Raw genomic sequence first — 15,587 nt, forward strand, 5'->3', positions numbered from 1 at the left:
ATGGCGCTCGACGGGCAAATTGCGTCCTGAGCGCGGGAAATGGGGCGAAAAAGGGCTGAAAAGCACGGATTCAGGGGGAAAAATCGGAAAATTGACCGATAATTTGCTTAAAAAATAGGCAATCGCGAAATTTGCGAGGCTCACCGGCTCAGATTGGCGCTTTATTCAGCGTTTCCTTAGCGTCTTTTTCTGCGTCCAATGGACAAGAATGTGCTGTCCGCCGTCAATCCAGCATCCATACCCACCAATGTCATACAGCTTGTGTGTGAAACTGGCTTTCTTGCCGCCGGTTTTGCACGGTTCGTCCTCCAACGTGACGTCCGTGTCAGCCATGTCGATTCGATAAGTCTTCTTTGTCGCCGGTGGTGCCGCCATTTTGGGGGCTGTGCTAGATGATGGTTTATCACTTTCTGGTGCCTTTAATTGCGAGTTGTGCAACACCGTCTCGCGCACTATTCCATCGTCAAAGCTTTTTACGGCGATCCAGATATTGCCGTCGATTCGAGCAATCCAGCACCCTGTTCCATATGGTCTGGTTCCACTAGGAGTTTCAAGGTTCGCAATCACAGCGCTAGGATGGCTACCTGCACCTTCGCATTCTGGCAAACGGGATCTTTCCATGTAGAACTCGAGAACAGAAAACCCACCGGACAACGGAATCCTGGCAACATAATCTGGTCCGGCGAATGCTGGGAATGCGATTGTTGCAAATGTAGCCGCAGCAGCAAGCGAGATACGTTTCATAATTGCCCTTTGGTAAGTATTTCACACTAAGGAAGCGCTGATTCAATCGAAACCAGCCGGCGCCTGCCGTCGGCAGCCGCTCTTTGAGATAATGACGACCTGCTTCCCGCTCGTAGCCGACCATGCAATCGACCTTCTCCGAACTTGAGTACAGCGCCAAGAAGAAGCTGACGCGTCGAGACCGGTTTCTGGCCGAGATCGAGGCATTGACGCCGTGGTCGGAACTGCTGGAAGCGCTGAAGCCGTGCTATCCGAAGGGTGAACGCGGTCGGCCGCCGATTGGCTTGGAGCGGATGCTGCGCCTGTACGTGGTGCAGCAGTGCTTCAGTCTTTCCGACGAAGGGGCTGAAGACGCGCTCTACGACAGCCAGGCGATCCGCCGGTTTGTTGGCATCGACCTTGCACGCGAAGCGGCCCCGGATGCGACGACGCTGCTCAAGTTCCGTCGGCGCCTGGAAAAGAACAATCTCACCAAGACCATCTTCGAGACCATCAACGGACACCTTGCGAACAAGGGACTGCTGCTCAAGGAAGGCACGATCGTCGACGCGACGATCATCGCCGCCCCGCCCTCGGTGAAGAACAAGAAGAAGGAGCGGGACCCGGACATGCACCAGGCGAAGAAGGGCAATCAGTGGCACTTCGGCATGAAGGCGCACATTGGTGTCGACGCCGAAACGGGTGTCGTGCATACGGTGGTCGGCACGGCGGCCAACGTCAACGATGTCACCCAGACGCATGCGTTGCTGCACGGGGAAGAGAAGGCCGTTCATGCTGACGCCGGCTACATCGGTGTCGAGAAGCGGGAGGAAAACCTGGACACGTCCGTGACCTGGCATGTCGCCATGAAGCCCGGCAAGCGGAAGATTCTGCCTGACTCGCCGCTCGGCAAGCTGCTCAACGAGATCGAAAAGGCCAAGGCGAGCATCCGTGCGAAGGTCGAGCATCCGTTCCATGTCGTGAAGAACCTCTTCAAGCACCGGAAGGCGCGTTACCGTGGTCTGGAAAAGAACACGGCGCAGCTCTACTCGCTGTTCGGCTTCGCCAACCTGCTCATCGCCAAGAAGCGCCTCACGGCGCTCGACGGGCAAATTGCGTCCTGAGCGCGGGAAATGGGGTGAAAAAGGGCTGAAAAGCACGGATTTGGGGGCAGAAATCGGTAAATTGACCGATAATTTGATCAAAAAATAGGTAATCGCGAAATTAGCGAGGCTCACCGACTCAGATTAGCGCTTTATTCAGCGTTTCCCTAACGGGATGCAAACAGCCTCAGCGCTTGCGCTGCCCTTCTTCCTGGCCAGCGTCCACTGTGCCCGGCACAACGTAGCCAGGCGGCGGCTCCATCGATGAATTTAGGATGCCGCCATACGGGCTGAAGAGATCCCATTGCGAGAGGTCGTCTTTGTAGTCATGGAAAGCCGATGGAATCCAGCGCTGGCTGATAGCGCGCTCTAAGAGCACTAGCCAGCTTTCCATCTCCGGCGAGACGTCGCCCGCGCACATCGCCTTCATATCATCCGGAACGCTGCGCATGATGGCCCGCGCCAGGCCCTTCGGGCTGATGCTCCGGCGCACCCTTCCGCCGTGGTGGTCTTGCAAGAACTTGCCGGCCGATCCAGACGAGTAGCGGTAGAAGCCCTTCTGCGGCTGGCCGGCCGGGTGGAATTCGCACCGCCAATAGCACCCGCTTGGCGCGGTATAGGGCAGGATCGCCATCCTTCCGTAACCGTTCCGGATCAGCCACACCCCAGCGCGCAGCACCGTCTCACAATCCCAAAACATCACGTCTTCCGGACTGTGAGGCTCGCCTTCGTACATCACTTCGTCTTCGGTCATGCGCTCTCCTGCTTACTCATGCAAGGCGACTGCCGCTCTGACCACGAGTTGCAGTGTTTCGGGTTAATGACTGGCTGAGCTGCATCGTCTGCCATGGGTTGGCTGTGGTGCTTAATTTTCCCCCTGTTTTTTCCTGTTTTTTGCTCGCTCAGGCGGTAGTGACAACAGACTGAAGATGTCGAGACGCCACGTCGCGACGACAAGATCATAGTCCATTTGGAGAAAAAATGATGAGCCAAGCCAACACCATTGCAATACTGAACGAACAACTCGCCGCCGCCAATGCAGCGCTGGAAGAAGCGCTGGCAAACGGTGGTGATACCGCCGTCGCTCGCTACCAGATCGGCTTGATCGAGGCCGAAATCGCTGCTGCCGTTCGCAGCCAGCGCGAAAAGCAGGCCGACGCCGAGCGTGCCGAGCAGGCTGCAATCGACGCAGCAACCGCTGAACTGACTACCAAGACGCACAGCATCACGGTCGACGCAGCCGCTGTGCCGGGCCTTGCCGAACTGGCTGGCGAACTGACCGAGGTTCAGGAAGATCCCGAAATTGCTTGGGCTGCGCGTGAGGTCGCCAAAGCCCGCGCCGCCCTGGAGTTTGCCGAATCTGATTACCACCCCTATGCCGAGAAAGCCTCCAACTTCGGCGCCCGCCTTGCTGAGAAGCGCGCCGCCTCCGACGAAATTCGCAAGCGCCGCCTAGCTGGTGATGAGCGCGATACTGACGCGGCCGACATGGCGATGCTGGCGGCCGATGTCGAATCACTGACCGAACTGCACAATGGCGCGCTGTCTGCCGCCGCTGCTCAGGATGGCCGCCAGGCTGCACGCGCTACCCTGGCTCAGGCTGAATCGCTGCTGGAAGGTCGCCGCAAGCGCCTCGCCTTTGAGGCCGCCCGCAATCGCTTGGCGGAGGCTGAGCGCGTGTATCTCGCTGCCTGGAACAATGCTACTGAAGCTGGCCGCGCTATCGGCAAGCATTCCCCGTGGCTTGAATTCCCGGCATCCAACGAGATGCGCCGGGCGGTGACCGGCTCTGTCGTCGGCATGCGTGGTCTGTGAGGATGGACGCCATGTCCGAGACGCGTGAATCGCAAGGCCGGTTTCCTGCAGGTCGCTCCGGCAACCCAGTCGGCCGGCCTCGCGGCGCCACTCCGGCCAAGACGTTGCAGAAGCTACTTGTCGCCGATGGTGCACAACTGATCCAGCGTGCGTTTGCTCGTGCGCACGATTCCGACGTGGTTCTGGCCTCCGTAGTCAATCTGATTGCCGCCGCCGAGGTGGCGACGGCTCTGGCAGGCGCGATGGCCAAGGCCAAGCCCGATTAACTATGGCTCGCCGCCTTGCTCCGGCGGCATTTCCCCGGCGGGTGGATTCCTGCCTGCCGGGTCTTTTTTGGAGGCTAGTAGATGAACGATGAACTATTTCGGCAGCATTGCCGGGCGATTGAGCAAGGTGAATTCGCGGAGGTGTTCCGGCGGCTGCGCCGGGCATTCGGGCCGAAGCCTCGCATGGTGTTGGCAAAGTCAGTGCTGGTCAAGGCTGTGAAGCCAAAAGCGACGAAGCCGGCCAAGCCCGCCCCCAAGCCGGCGCTTGTAGTGGTCCGCACCCAGCAAGAGCCGAGCGACCGCGAACTGCTCGGCGCGATCAGCGACGCATGCGCCCGTGGCTGGATCTCCGGTACCGATGGCTTGGCTGCACAGCGCCTGCTTGAGCAGGGCCAGCCGCTGCCCAAGTCGGTGCGGGCGGCGATTCTGGGGCGCGGTCGGAAGTAACACAAGGGCGGCGCCACGGTAGGCGCCCTTTGTTTTTAGCAGCAGCCGCCAGAGCATCGGACGTGGATGCCATCCAGCGCTCGGTAGGCGTGCACCATGCCTTGCCCGCACTGGCCGCAAGCGAATGATGTTTGGTGCCAGTCGACGCCCAACTCGTCACCTTCGCCGCTGATTTCAAGCCAAAGCACAACAAGCGCTGGGGGCATGAGCAGGGCCGGCATTGTCACTGGTGCAGGCACGTCGCCGGGGTGGAGTCGGTCGAGGGCGAGGTACTCGATGTGGCCACCAATCTCCAGTTCGAGCAGCACTCGGCCTCTCTCGTCGCGGTACTCAAACTGCTGGCGCTCGGCATTCCAGACGCTGCGGCCTGGCTGCTTGTCGCTCAGACGCAAGCCAGCGCGAACGGCGCGTGCCATGCTCTCGGCAAAGTGCTGACCATCGAATAACCGCCAGCCTTGGCTTCCGTCGCTGCTGAGCACCCCGACGCGGTGTGGGTGCGGATCAACGTAATCGCGCAACGGATTTCCGCGTGCGTTGTACCCTCGCTTTGCCTCAGCGGCACGGTTGAAACAGCTCGGACAAATCTCGCCTCCGATCATGCGAGTTGCCGGCCGACCGCACCTGACGCAAACGGGGGCGCGCTCTGGCTGTCTTGCTGTATCCTGCAGCTCCGGGTGGTGCTCAGCGTGGTGCTGGCGGCCGATTGGACAGCGCTTGCAGGTGATGAGCCTCTCCATGTCCGGATCCATGGCGCGCTGCCAGCGGTCTGCACATGCTCCGGTGTCGAGAAGGGCGCGGAGGTTTGTGCACTCGAAATGTCGTTGCCCTGGCACCAGGTCAGTGCGGTACTCGACGGACACACGCATCTTCAGGTCTCCACCGCAAAGGCGCAGGCCCGAATACGGGCGTCTGCATTGTCGCCCTCGGGCTGCTGCGAGGCTGTAGGCGTGTTTTCCGGGGGCGCTGGCGTGTTGGTATTGCTGGCAGTCTGATCAGGCGCTTTGGCTCGCCCCTGTGGTGTCGGGCGGGAGATGACGCAGGCGGGTGGTTGGGCTGCGGCCTTGCTAACCGCCAAGCGGCCGGCCAGCAGGCCATCTGCCGCATGGACGGCCAGCTCGAGAAACTGGCGCTGGGTCTTGCGATGTTTTTTGCTCAAGCGACGAATGTTGCTGATCGTATCCCGGCTGAGTTCTATCGTTAGCCTGGTAACGTCGCTCGCCCGCTGCTTCGCCCGGTGTCGTGCAACCCGCGTTGCCACTGATTCGGCCATGTTGAAATCCCTTGTCGCTGTTGATGATAGAGCGATGGTCGTTTCACGACTTGCGGGGGTGGTAACGTTCTGATGGTAACGCGGCTAATGGCCGGGCTTTCGGCGCTTCCAAGTGCGCTTCTGCCGGCGGCCGGTGCGGCTCGGCTTCTGGTACTGGTCGGTCATGAGGGCCTCCTGCTCAGAAAGCCCCTTATTCTGGCGTCACTCGCGGGGGCGGCAGATCGACGCTATGCTGAAGCGATCACACCAACTGGAGGTCGCCCCATGCGCTACGTCATTCTTGCCTTGCTGACCGCTGCCGCAGCGCCGACCTTTGCTGATTCAACCGCTGCTGCTGGGGCGTGCTACAGCATCTCCAATCCTGACCAACGGACGCTCTGCTTGGCGCGTGCCCACGGCAATTCTGGTTTGTGCTACTCCATCAAAGCCGCAGACCTTCGCGCTCAGTGCCTGGCTGAAGTGAAGAAGTGATAGAGAAAGTTCGCGCCATGCTTGGCGACCTTGCCGTACTGGCTGCTCAGGTGGATCGCGACGAGCGGCGAATATTGGCCGCTGCGCTGGTCCGGCTGGGCGTCACCGACGACGAGGAAGAGCGCCGGGTGCTGGGCGAGGTTATCGAGGGGGCGAGGGCGGCCCCTAGCGGAAGTATGTGATTGATCTGTCAGGGAGCAATATGGGAGCAATGAGTCCAGAAAACCAAAAGGCCAACCCTAAGGGTTGGCCTAAGTCTTTGGTTTTATTGGTGGGCCCGCAGGGGTTCGAACCCTGGACCAAAGGATTATGAGTCCTCTGCTCTAACCGACTGAGCTACAGGCCCGAAAGCTTGATTCTAACGGCAGCGCTCACCTGGCGGCGAGCCTGCCTTCATGAGGGTCAGTTGCTGCCGCTGTCGAGGAAGCTGCGCAGCTTGTCCGAGCGCGACGGGTGACGCAGCTTGCGCAGGGCCTTGGCTTCGATCTGGCGGATGCGCTCGCGGGTGACGTCGAACTGCTTGCCGACTTCCTCGAGCGTGTGGTCGGTGTTCATCTCGATGCCGAAGCGCATGCGCAGCACCTTGGCTTCGCGCGGCGTCAGCGTGTCGAGCACGTCCTTGGTGATGAAGCGCAGGCTCGAGTAAAGGGCTGCGTCGGCCGGCGCCAGCGTCGCCTGGTCTTCCATGAAGTCGCCGAGGTGCGAGTCGTCGTCGTCGCCGATCGGCGTTTCCATCGAGATCGGCTCCTTGCTGATCTTGAGGATCTTGCGGATCTTCTCTTCCGGCATCTCCATCTTCTTGGCCAGCGTCGCCGGATCCGGTTCGGAGCCGGTTTCCTGGAGGATCTGCCGCGAGATGCGGTTCATCTTGTTGATCGTCTCGATCATGTGCACCGGGATGCGGATGGTGCGCGCCTGGTCGGCGATCGAGCGCGTGATCGCCTGGCGGATCCACCAGGTCGCATAGGTCGAGAACTTGTAGCCGCGACGGTATTCGAACTTGTCCACCGCCTTCATCAGGCCGATGTTGCCTTCCTGGATCAGGTCGAGGAACTGCAGGCCGCGGTTGGTGTACTTCTTGGCGATCGAGATGACCAGACGCAGGTTGGCTTCGGTCATCTCGCGCTTGGCCTTGCGTGCCTTGGCCTCGCCGGTGACCATCTGCTTGTTGATATCCTTCAACTCCTTGAGCGGGATGCCGATGCGCTCCTGCAGCGCGATCAGCTTCTTCTGCTCTTCGACGACGTTCGGCGCGTTGCGCGTCAGGATCGGGCCGTAGCTCTTGGCGGCGCCGGCGATCTCGCCCTCGACCCAGGCCAGGTCGAGTTCGTGGCCGGGGAAAGACTTGATGAAATGCGCGCGCGGCATGCGCACGCGATCGACGCAGATCTGCTGGATCTTGCGTTCGCAGGCGCGCGCTTCCTCGACCATGGCGCGGACCGCGTCGCACAGGCGTTCGGTGGTCTTCGACGTGAAGCGGATCTTCATCATCTCGTCGGAGATCTGCTGCTGCAGGCCGAGGTAGGTCGCGTCCTGCGAGCCGTTCTTGAGCAGCGCCGCGTGCGCCTGCGCGTACAGGTCGCGGATGACGGCGAAGCGCTCGAGCGCGTCGGCCTTCAGTTGCTGCAGCGACGCCGAGGCGGCGCCGCCTTCGCTGCCGCCTTCCTCGTCTTCGTCGCTGATCTCTTCGGCGGCTTCCACTTCCGCCTCTTCGCCGTCTTCGGCCAAGGCTTCCGGCTCGGGCGTGGCGTTCAGGTCGACCAGCCCGTCGATCAGTTCGTCGATGCGCATCTCGTCGCGCGCGATCTTGTCGGCGGCGTCGAGGATTTCGGCGATCGTCGTCGGGCACGCGGAGATCGCCTGGATCATGTGCTTGAGGCCGTCCTCGATGCGCTTGGCGATCTCGATTTCGCCTTCGCGCGTGAGCAGTTCGACCGATCCCATTTCACGCATGTACATGCGCACCGGGTCGGTGGTACGGCCGAATTCGGAGTCGACGGTCGACAGCGCCTGCTCGGCTTCTTCCTCGACGTCGGCTTCGTCGGCCGCGGCGGCCGGTGCCGAGTCGGACATGAGCAGGGTTTCGGCATCGGGCGCCTCGTCATAGACCTGGATGCCCATGTCGTTGAAGGTGCTGATGATGCTTTCGATCTGCTCGGCGTCGACGACGTCGTCGGGCAGGTGGTCGTTGATCTCGGCGTAGGTCAGGAAGCCGCGCTCCTTGCCCTGCTTGATCAGGTTCTTCAGTCGCGTCCTGCGCGTTTCGGCGTCTACCGGGGAAGGCGCCGAACTCGCCTGCGCGAGCAGGTCCGCTGCCGTCTTTGCCTTGACCACCTTCGCCTTGACGTCCTTCGCTGTAGCCACTGTCTTTTCCCTCGCCATGACCAGTTTCCCCCGCTCGGGGTGAAGTTGGAAAAACCGCTAATTCTACCACAACTTAGCCCACATTCCGGGCTTCTGCCACGCAGCTGCTCAGGCTGCGCCCGTTCAGCCGTCGTCCTGTCCGCTGCCCGCCGGCCGCGCCGGTGAGCGGCTGCGTGCGCTGAGCGCGGCGAGATAGGCGCGCTTTTCCTCGTCGTTGAGCCCGCTGACGCCGAGCCGCTGCACCTTCGTCTGCAACTCGGCGAAGGCCTGTTGCTGCTGGCGTTCCTGCAGCCGTTCGACGGCTCCGGCGAACTCGCTGTCGATGTCGTCTTCGGCAAACGGACTCTGCATCAGTTCGGCGGCGACCTCGCGGACGAGGTTTTCCTCGCTGCTGCCGCGCATGCTTTCGAGCAGTGCGGCGCAGCTGGGAGTCGCCGCGCCGGCGGCGCTCACCGCTTCGCGCAGGCGGCGCAACGCTCGTTCTTCGCCGGAGCTGTCGGTGAGTGCGGGGGGCGGCAGCCGGCGCGCCAGTTCGGGCTTCTGCAGGATCAGGCGGAGCAGCGCGCGTGCCAGCGACGGCGCCCGGCGCGGCGCGCGCGCGGGGGCAGCGCGGGCGATCGGGCGCAGTTCGCACAGGCGCTCGATCTCGGCCTGCGAGAAGCCGGTCGCCTCGGCGAGTCGCTTCACGATCTGCAGGCGCAGCAGCGGCGTCTGCAGGCGGCCGAGCAGTGGCTTGGTGCTGGCAACCAGCTGCGCACGTCCCTCGGCGCTGGCGAGGTCGCAGCGCGCCTGCAGTTCGCCGAGCATGAAGTCGGACAGCGGCGTCGCCTGCGCGATCAGCCGTTCGAACTCGCCGGCGCCATGCGCGCGCACGTAGCTGTCGGGATCGTCCTCGGGCGGCAGGAAGACGAAGCCGATCGACTTCTGCTCGGGCAGCGCTTCGAGGCTGTTCTCGAGCGCGCGCCAGGCCGCCTTGCGCCCGGCGTTGTCGCCGTCGAAGCAATAGACTATGCGATCGACCTGGCGCAGCAGCTTCTGCACGTGCGTCGGCGTCGTCGCCGTGCCCAGGGTCGCGACCGCGTTGCCGACGCCGTGCTGGGCGAGGGCGACGACGTCCATGTAACCCTCGACGACGATCACCGTGTTCTTCTCGCGCAAGGCGGCGCGCGCCTGCGGCAGCCCGAACACCTCGCGCCCCTTCTCGAACAGCGGCGTTTCCGGCGAGTTGAGGTACTTCGGCTCGCCGTCGCCGAGGACGCGGCCGCCGAAGGCGATCACCTCGCCCTTGCTGTTCATGATCGGGAACATCACCCGGTCGCGGAAGCGGTCGTAGAGGCGTCCCTGTTCGTTGCGGATGACGAGGCCGGCGGCCTGCAGCGCCGGGTCGTCGTAGCGCTCGAAGATCCGGTCGAGGCTTTGCCAGCCGTCGGGTGCGTAGCCGATGCCGAAACGGCGCGCGACCTCGCCGCTGACGCTGCGCGCCTTCAGGTAGTCGATCGCCTTCGGCGAGTTCTTCAGCGATTCATAGTAGAAACGCGCGGCGCGGCTCATCAGCTCGGCCAGCGCGACGCTCGGCGCTGCGCCGGCCGGGCGGCGCTGGTCGTCTTCCGGGACCTGCATGCCGACGCGCGCGGCCAGGTCGCGGATCGCGTCGACGAAGCCCATGCCCGCGTATTCCATCATGAAGCCGATCGCGGTGCCATGCGCGCCGCAGCCGAAGCAGTGGTAGAACTGCTTGCTCGGGCTGACCGTGAACGAGGGGGTCTTCTCGTTGTGGAAGGGGCAGCAGGCGGCGTAGTTGGCGCCGGCCTTCTTCAGGCGCACGTGCGCATCGATCAGTTCGACGATGTCGACGCGATGCAGCAGGTCCTGGATGAATGACTCGGGGATCACGGTGTCTCGCGGCCCACTGGGCCGGGATGAGCAGGGTCAGTGCAGGGAGGAGGGCAGAGGCCCCGGCAGGGCGGGTGGCTGGCGGGCTGCGATATGCGCTGCCGCCGCCCGCTTAGTGTCCTCTGCTCCGCGCTACAGCAGATGTCAGTGGCCGGCAAGCTTCGCCTTGACCTTGCGCGATACCTCGGCCATGTCGCAGCGTCCGGCGATCTTCGCCTTGAGCACGGTCATCACGCGGCCCATGTCGCCCGCGGCTGCGGCGCCGGTCTCGGCGACGGCGGCAGCAATTGCCACGTCGATTTCCTGCTCCGTGAGCCCCGCCGGCAGGTAGGTCGCGAGCAGGTCGGCCTCGAACTGCTCGGCGTCGGCGAGGTCGTCGCGCGCTGCGGCCCGATACTGGGTGATCGAGTCGCGGCGCTGCTTGAGCATCTTGTCGATGACCGCGATCACCGCCGCGTCGTCGAGCGTGACCCGCTCATCGACTTCCTTCTGCTTGATGGCCGCGAGCAGCAGGCGGATCGCGGCCAGTCGCGCGCTTTCGCGGGCGCGCATCGCTGTCTTCATGTCCTCGTTGATGCGTTCTTTGAGCGTCATGCGGAATTCTCCAGGCGGTGATCGACAGGCGCGGGTGCTGGCTGCCATAAACGCCAAAAGCCGCCCGTCGGCAGACAGGCGGCTCGCTGGCAGCGCGCAGGTTTGCCCTGCGACGTGCTTAGTAGAGCTTCGGCGGCAGGGTCTGGCTGCGCATGCGCTTGTGATGGCGCTTGACCGCAGCGGCCAGTTTGCGCTTGCGCTCGGCAGTGGGCTTCTCGTAGAACTCGCGCGCACGCAGTTCGGTCAGCAGACCGGTTTTTTCAACGGTGCGCTTGAAACGGCGAATCGCTACTTCGAACGGCTCATTTTCCTTGACGCGAATGGCGGGCATTGACTCTTTCCTAAGTTCAAAATCGGGCGACTGAATGTCGTCGGTTCGGCGGGTCGGGGATTCAGGCAAGGCTCGCGGAATCCTGCACCGTCGGCAGGGGCGTCAGCAGCCTCGATCGAGCCGCCTAGTATAGCCGAACGCTTCCGGCAATGCCAGAGCTTTTTGCTTTGCCGGTTCCGGCCTCGCCCGTGCCCGGTCGCGTCCGCGGCTGCGGTAGAATGCCGGCCATGCTAGTTCTCGGTATCGAATCCTCCTGCGACGAAACCGGCGTCGCCCTCTACCGCAGCGACGGCGACGGACAGCTGCTCGCGCATGCGTTGCACTCGCAGGTGGCAATGCACCAGGACTACGGCGGCGTCGTCCCCGAACTTGCCTCGCGCGACCACATCCGCCGCCTCGCGCCGCTGCTGGGCCGGGCGCTCGCCGAGGCCGGCTGCACGCTCGCCGAGGTGGATGCGGTCGCCTACACGCAAGGGCCCGGGCTGGCCGGTGCGCTCCTGGTCGGCTCCGCATTTGCCGAAGCGCTGGCGGCGGCGCTCGGCGTGCCGGCACTGCCGCTGCATCACCTCGAAGGGCATCTGCTCTCGCCGCTCTTGTCGCGCACGCCGCCGCGTTTCCCGTTCGTCGCGCTGCTCGTTTCGGGCGGGCACACGCAGCTGATGCATGTAGGCGGTGTCGGCGACTACCGCCTGCTCGGCGAGACGCTCGACGATGCCGCGGGCGAAGCCTTCGACAAGACCGCCAAGCTGCTCGGGCTCGGCTATCCGGGTGGCCCGGCGCTGTCCGCGCTCGCCGCGCGTGGTCGTCCCGACGTGTACAAGCTGCCGCGACCGATGCTCAACTCCGGCGACCTCGATTTCAGCTTCAGCGGCCTGAAGACCGCTGTGCTGACGCGCGTGCGCGAACTCGGCGGTGCCGATGCGATCAGCGACGAGCAGCGTGCCGACCTCGCCCATGCCTTCCAGGCGGCGATCGTCGAGGTGCTGGTGAAGAAGTCGGTCGACGCATTGAGGCAGACCGGAATGCAGCAACTGGTCGTCGCCGGCGGCGTCGGCGCCAACCGCGAACTGCGCCGTCAGCTCGACGCGCGTTCAGTCGGGGGCAGGGGCGGGCGCGGCCGCTTCACCGTCTTCTATCCCGAATTCGAGTATTGCACCGACAACGGCGCGATGATCGCGCTCGCCGGCGCCCTGCGCCTCGAGGCCGGTGTCCAGCCGAAAGCCGCCGGTTCCTTCTCCGTCCGCCCGCGCTGGCCGCTCGCCGAGCTCTTGCGCTGATTACTTCTTCTTCGAACCGATCTTCGGTTCGCTGCCGGCCAGCAGGCGGCGGACGTTGGCGCGGTGGGTGGCGATCAGCGCGGCGGCCATGACGGCGACGGCGATGGCGACGGCGTCGGGGCCGCGCAGCCACAGCGTCAGTGGCGCCGCGGCGACGGCGGCGCAGAGGGCGGCGAGCGAGGAATAGCGCAGGCCGACGGCGACACCGATCCAGACGACCAGCGCGCCGAGTCCGACCAGCGGATCGACCGCGAGCAGGACGCCGGCGGCGGTGGCGACGCCCTTGCCGCCGCGGAACTTGAGGAAGACCGGGAAGAGGTGGCCGAGGAAGACGGCCAGCATCACCAGCCCGAGCGCGCCCGGCTCGAAGGCGGCGGACTTGGCCAGGAAGACGGCGAGCCAGCCCTTGGCCGCATCGCCGATCAGCGTGACGATGGCCGCGGCCTTGTTGCCGCTGCGCAGCACGTTGGTCGCGCCGGGGTTACCCGAGCCGTAGCTGCGCGGGTCGGCGAGGCCGAAGAGGCGGCTCGCGATCACGGCGAAGGGCACCGATCCGAGCAGGTAGGCGGCGAAGATGGCGAGCGCGACGAGGGCGGTCGGCGGGAGGTTCAGTTCGGCAGGCATGCGGCGTCGAAGTTCGGCGGGTGCTTCAAGGGTAAAATGGCGGGCTTCTACACGGGGCGGCGGTGATCGGTCGCCGGCCCGCGATTCTAACCCCTCCGCCGGCCCGCCGCATGGACATCATCTTCATCGACGATCTTCGCCTCTCCGCCCATATCGGCATCTACCCGCGCGAAAAGGCGATGGCACAGATGATCGACATCTCGCTGCAGATCGGCGCCTCGACCGCCAGCGCCGGCGCCAGCGACGATATCCACGACACCATCGACTATGCGGTGGTGGTCGACCGATTGCGCCGCGAACTCGCCGAACGTCGCTTCAACCTGCTGGAAAAGCTCGCCGAGTACATCGCGAGCATGCTGCGCGAAGACTTCGGCGCCTCGTGGGTGCGCGTCTCGATCGCCAAGCCGGGCGTCATGCGCGGCGTCCGCCGCGTCGGCGTCGTCATCGAGCGTGGTAAGGCGGACTGAGCGTCAGCCGGCCAGGGCGACCTCGACCGGGGTCGCCTGCAGCAGCGTCGTCAGCGCCTGCGGCGCGATGCTCACCAGGAAGCCGCGGCGGCCGCCGTTGATGTAGATGCGCGGCAGCGCGAGGATGCCGCGCTCGACATAGACCGGCATCGCCTTCTTCGTCGCGAAGGGGCTGGTGCCACCGACCAGGTAACCGCTGTGCCTTTGCGCGACCTCGGGCCGGCATGGCTCGATCTTCTTCCTGCCCGTCTGGCGCGCGAGTTCCTTGGTCGATACCTTGCGGTCGCCGTGCATGAGGACGATCAGCGGCCTGGCCTGCTCGTCCTCCATCACCAGCGTCTTCACCACGCAGTGCTCGTCGACTGCGAGTTCGCGCGCCGAGACGGCGGTGCCGCCGTGTTCTTCCCAGGCGTAGAGGTGTCCCGAGAAGGTGACGCCGTTCTTGCGCAGGAATTGGGTCGCCGGGGTTGCCGGACTGTCTGCTGGGTGCTTCATGACTGAGGGGTATGTGGTGGTGGGCGGCTCAGCCGCGTGGATGGTGCGCCGCGTGCAGGGTCTTCAGGCGCTCGCGGGCGACGTGGGTGTAGATCTGCGTCGTCGAGATGTCGGCGTGGCCGAGCAGCAGCTGGACGACGCGCAGGTCGGCGCCGTGGTTGAGCAGGTGGGTGGCGAAGGCGTGGCGCAGGCCGTGGGGCGACAGGCGCTGCTCGTCGATGCCGGCAACGCGCGCGTAACGCTTGATCAGGCTCCAGAACTGCTGCCGCGTCATCGGCCCGCCGCGCGCGGTGACGAAGATGGCGTCGCTGCGCCGGGCGCCGAGCAGGGTCGGGCGCCCCTCGTCGAGCCAGCGTCCGATCCAGTCGATCGCCTGTTCGCCGAGCGGCACCAGCCGCTCCTTGCTGCCCTTGCCGAAAATCCTGACGACGCCCATGTCGAAGCTGACTTCATGTACCTTCAGGCCGATCAGTTCGGAGACGCGCAGGCCGCTGGCGTAGATCGTCTCGATCATCGCGCGGTCGCGCAGCCCCTGCGGGGTGTCCAGGTCAGGCGCGGCGAGCAGCGCCTCGACCTGCGCCTCGCTGATCGCCTTCGGCAGTCTCATGGGCTTCACCGGCGGCGCGATTGCCTGCGTCGGGTCGGCGCCGATCCTGCCGCGCGCCACGAGGTGGCGGTAGTAACGACGCAGCGTCGACAGGTAGCGCGCCTGCGAGCTGGCGGCAAGGCGGCCGGAGAGGGTGGCGACGAAGCGCAGCAACAGCGGCGCATCGGCGGCGGGCAGGCTGCTGCCTTGCGTCGCCAGCCAGCCGGCGAACTGCTGCAGGTCGCTGCGGTAGCTGGCGAGCGAGGCCAGCGCCAGCCCGTCTTCGAGCCACAGGGCGTCGCAGAAGGCGTCGATCTCGGCCTGGTCGGCAGGGCTGGGCGCAGCGGTCTCCGCTGCAGCCTCTTCGCCGCCGGGCTCAGGCATGGCAGCGTTCATGCTGCAGCAGCCAGCGCTTGACCTCGAGCAGGAAGCCGCCGTCGCTGTGCGCGAAGCCGCCGAGCCGGCCGTCGGCGGCGATCACGCGGTGGCAGGGGACGACGATCGGCAGCGGGTTGGCGCCGCAGGCGCCGCCGACGGCACGCGCCGAGCTGCCGAGTTCCCGGGCGATCTCGCCGTAGCTGCGGGTCTCGCCGCAGGGGATGGCGGCGATCGCCGCCCACACCCGTCGCTGGAACGGCGTTCCCGCAGCGGCGAGCGGTAGCTCGAAACGTGTCGTCGGGTCTTCGAGCCAGGCGGCGAGCTGGCGCGTGGCTTCGGCGGCGAGCGCCGCGCTGGCGGGGTCGATGGCCTCCACCGGCGTCACTTCCTCTGCGAGAAAAGCGATCTCGTGCAGTTCGCCGCCAACGCAGCGCACGCCCAGCCAGAAACCTGGGGCCGGGACGACTGCTTGCATGGGGACAG

Annotated in this window: 20 protein-coding genes and 1 tRNA gene; 9 read left to right on the forward strand and 12 right to left on the reverse strand. The window is 64.8% G+C overall.

Going from position 1 to position 15,587, the window contains the following annotated elements; all coding sequences use genetic code 11:
- Positions 1-165 precede the first annotated feature (165 nt).
- Positions 166-744, reverse strand: coding sequence for a hypothetical protein (locus CCR84_RS00545; RefSeq protein ID WP_201208987.1), 579 nt, complete (start codon positions 742-744; stop codon positions 166-168).
- A 122-nt stretch (positions 745-866) separates the two neighbouring features.
- Here CCR84_RS00545 and CCR84_RS00550 point away from each other — a divergent pair, with 122 nt between their 5' ends.
- Complete coding sequence (locus CCR84_RS00550; protein ID WP_201208988.1) at positions 867-1,847, forward strand: IS5 family transposase; 981 nt, start codon at positions 867-869, stop codon at positions 1,845-1,847.
- 166 nt (positions 1,848-2,013) lie between these two features.
- Here the strand turns inward: CCR84_RS00550 and CCR84_RS00555 are convergent, their stop codons facing one another.
- Positions 2,014-2,580 carry a hypothetical protein gene (locus tag CCR84_RS00555; RefSeq protein ID WP_201208989.1) on the reverse strand — a complete coding sequence of 189 codons (567 nt, stop codon included), beginning with the start codon at positions 2,578-2,580 and terminating at the stop codon, positions 2,014-2,016.
- Between the two features lie 230 nt (positions 2,581-2,810).
- Between CCR84_RS00555 and CCR84_RS00560 the strand changes: the two genes are divergently transcribed.
- The 4 genes from CCR84_RS00560 (at position 2,811) to CCR84_RS00575 (ending at position 4,800) form a co-directional block, all read left to right on the forward strand.
- Complete coding sequence (locus CCR84_RS00560; RefSeq protein ID WP_201208990.1) at positions 2,811-3,641, forward strand: hypothetical protein; 831 nt, start codon at positions 2,811-2,813, stop codon at positions 3,639-3,641.
- 11 nt (positions 3,642-3,652) lie between these two features.
- Positions 3,653-3,907 (forward strand): DUF5681 domain-containing protein, encoded by a 255-nt coding sequence (locus tag CCR84_RS00565; protein WP_201208991.1) that lies wholly within the window; start codon positions 3,653-3,655, stop codon positions 3,905-3,907.
- An 81-nt stretch (positions 3,908-3,988) separates the two neighbouring features.
- Positions 3,989-4,354, forward strand: coding sequence for a hypothetical protein (locus CCR84_RS00570; RefSeq protein WP_201208992.1), 366 nt, complete (start codon positions 3,989-3,991; stop codon positions 4,352-4,354).
- 134 nt (positions 4,355-4,488) lie between these two features.
- Positions 4,489-4,800: a hypothetical protein gene (locus CCR84_RS00575; RefSeq protein WP_201208993.1), complete on the forward strand. Its 312-nt coding sequence runs from the start codon at positions 4,489-4,491 to the stop codon at positions 4,798-4,800.
- Positions 4,801-5,222: 422 nt separating this feature from the next.
- Here the strand turns inward: CCR84_RS00575 and CCR84_RS00580 are convergent, their stop codons facing one another.
- Positions 5,223-5,624 (reverse strand): hypothetical protein, encoded by a 402-nt coding sequence (locus tag CCR84_RS00580; protein ID WP_201208994.1) that lies wholly within the window; start codon positions 5,622-5,624, stop codon positions 5,223-5,225.
- A 264-nt stretch (positions 5,625-5,888) separates the two neighbouring features.
- Between CCR84_RS00580 and CCR84_RS00585 the strand changes: the two genes are divergently transcribed.
- Both CCR84_RS00585 and CCR84_RS00590 read left to right on the forward strand, forming a co-directional pair.
- Complete coding sequence (locus CCR84_RS00585; protein WP_201208995.1) at positions 5,889-6,095, forward strand: hypothetical protein; 207 nt, start codon at positions 5,889-5,891, stop codon at positions 6,093-6,095.
- Positions 6,096-6,112: 17 nt separating this feature from the next.
- Positions 6,113-6,277, forward strand: coding sequence for a hypothetical protein (locus CCR84_RS00590; RefSeq protein ID WP_201208996.1), 165 nt, complete (start codon positions 6,113-6,115; stop codon positions 6,275-6,277).
- An 87-nt stretch (positions 6,278-6,364) separates the two neighbouring features.
- Here the strand turns inward: CCR84_RS00590 and CCR84_RS00595 are convergent.
- From CCR84_RS00595 to rpsU, 5 genes are all read right to left on the reverse strand, one after another.
- Positions 6,365-6,441, reverse strand: a tRNA-Ile gene (locus CCR84_RS00595).
- A 56-nt stretch (positions 6,442-6,497) separates the two neighbouring features.
- A complete protein-coding gene (gene rpoD, locus CCR84_RS00600; protein ID WP_201208997.1) occupies positions 6,498-8,477 on the reverse strand; it encodes an RNA polymerase sigma factor RpoD in 1,980 nt (659 codons plus the stop codon).
- 105 nt (positions 8,478-8,582) lie between these two features.
- The gene (dnaG, locus tag CCR84_RS00605; protein ID WP_201208998.1) at positions 8,583-10,352 is read right to left on the reverse strand and encodes a DNA primase; all 1,770 of its coding nucleotides are present in this window, start codon (positions 10,350-10,352) and stop codon (positions 8,583-8,585) included.
- Between the two features lie 144 nt (positions 10,353-10,496).
- Positions 10,497-10,946 (reverse strand): GatB/YqeY domain-containing protein, encoded by a 450-nt coding sequence (locus CCR84_RS00610; RefSeq protein WP_201208999.1) that lies wholly within the window; start codon positions 10,944-10,946, stop codon positions 10,497-10,499.
- A 118-nt stretch (positions 10,947-11,064) separates the two neighbouring features.
- Positions 11,065-11,277, reverse strand: a complete 213-nt coding sequence (rpsU, locus tag CCR84_RS00615; RefSeq protein ID WP_012807257.1) for a 30S ribosomal protein S21 — start codon at positions 11,275-11,277, stop codon at positions 11,065-11,067.
- A gap of 227 nt (positions 11,278-11,504) precedes the next feature.
- On the opposite strand from rpsU, the gene tsaD reads away from it, so the two are divergent.
- Positions 11,505-12,554 carry a tRNA (adenosine(37)-N6)-threonylcarbamoyltransferase complex transferase subunit TsaD gene (gene tsaD / locus CCR84_RS00620; protein WP_201209000.1) on the forward strand — a complete coding sequence of 350 codons (1,050 nt, stop codon included), beginning with the start codon at positions 11,505-11,507 and terminating at the stop codon, positions 12,552-12,554.
- Here tsaD and plsY read toward each other — a convergent pair whose 3' ends face one another.
- Positions 12,555-13,178 carry a glycerol-3-phosphate 1-O-acyltransferase PlsY gene (gene plsY, locus CCR84_RS00625; RefSeq protein WP_201209001.1) on the reverse strand — a complete coding sequence of 208 codons (624 nt, stop codon included), beginning with the start codon at positions 13,176-13,178 and terminating at the stop codon, positions 12,555-12,557.
- Positions 13,179-13,288: 110 nt separating this feature from the next.
- Between plsY and CCR84_RS00630 the strand changes: the two genes are divergently transcribed.
- Positions 13,289-13,645, forward strand: a complete 357-nt coding sequence (locus CCR84_RS00630) for a dihydroneopterin aldolase (protein ID WP_201209002.1) — start codon at positions 13,289-13,291, stop codon at positions 13,643-13,645.
- A gap of 3 nt (positions 13,646-13,648) precedes the next feature.
- On the opposite strand, the gene ybaK is transcribed toward CCR84_RS00630, so the two are convergent.
- The 3 genes from ybaK to CCR84_RS00645 are packed head-to-tail and all read right to left on the reverse strand — an operon-like array spanning position 13,649 to position 15,579.
- Positions 13,649-14,140: a Cys-tRNA(Pro) deacylase gene (gene ybaK / locus CCR84_RS00635; RefSeq protein WP_201209003.1), complete on the reverse strand. Its 492-nt coding sequence runs from the start codon at positions 14,138-14,140 to the stop codon at positions 13,649-13,651.
- A 28-nt stretch (positions 14,141-14,168) separates the two neighbouring features.
- Entirely contained in the window at positions 14,169-15,110 is a 942-nt protein-coding gene (gene xerD, locus CCR84_RS00640) for a site-specific tyrosine recombinase XerD (protein WP_242508463.1), read from the reverse strand.
- The gene (locus CCR84_RS00645; RefSeq protein ID WP_242508464.1) at positions 15,103-15,579 is read right to left on the reverse strand and encodes a methylated-DNA--[protein]-cysteine S-methyltransferase; all 477 of its coding nucleotides are present in this window, start codon (positions 15,577-15,579) and stop codon (positions 15,103-15,105) included. The genes xerD and CCR84_RS00645 overlap by 8 nt, the downstream gene beginning before the upstream one ends.
- Positions 15,580-15,587 lie beyond the last annotated feature (8 nt).

The organism is Rhodocyclus purpureus (assembly GCF_016653115.1).
Lineage (GTDB): Bacteria > Pseudomonadota > Gammaproteobacteria > Burkholderiales > Rhodocyclaceae > Rhodocyclus > Rhodocyclus purpureus.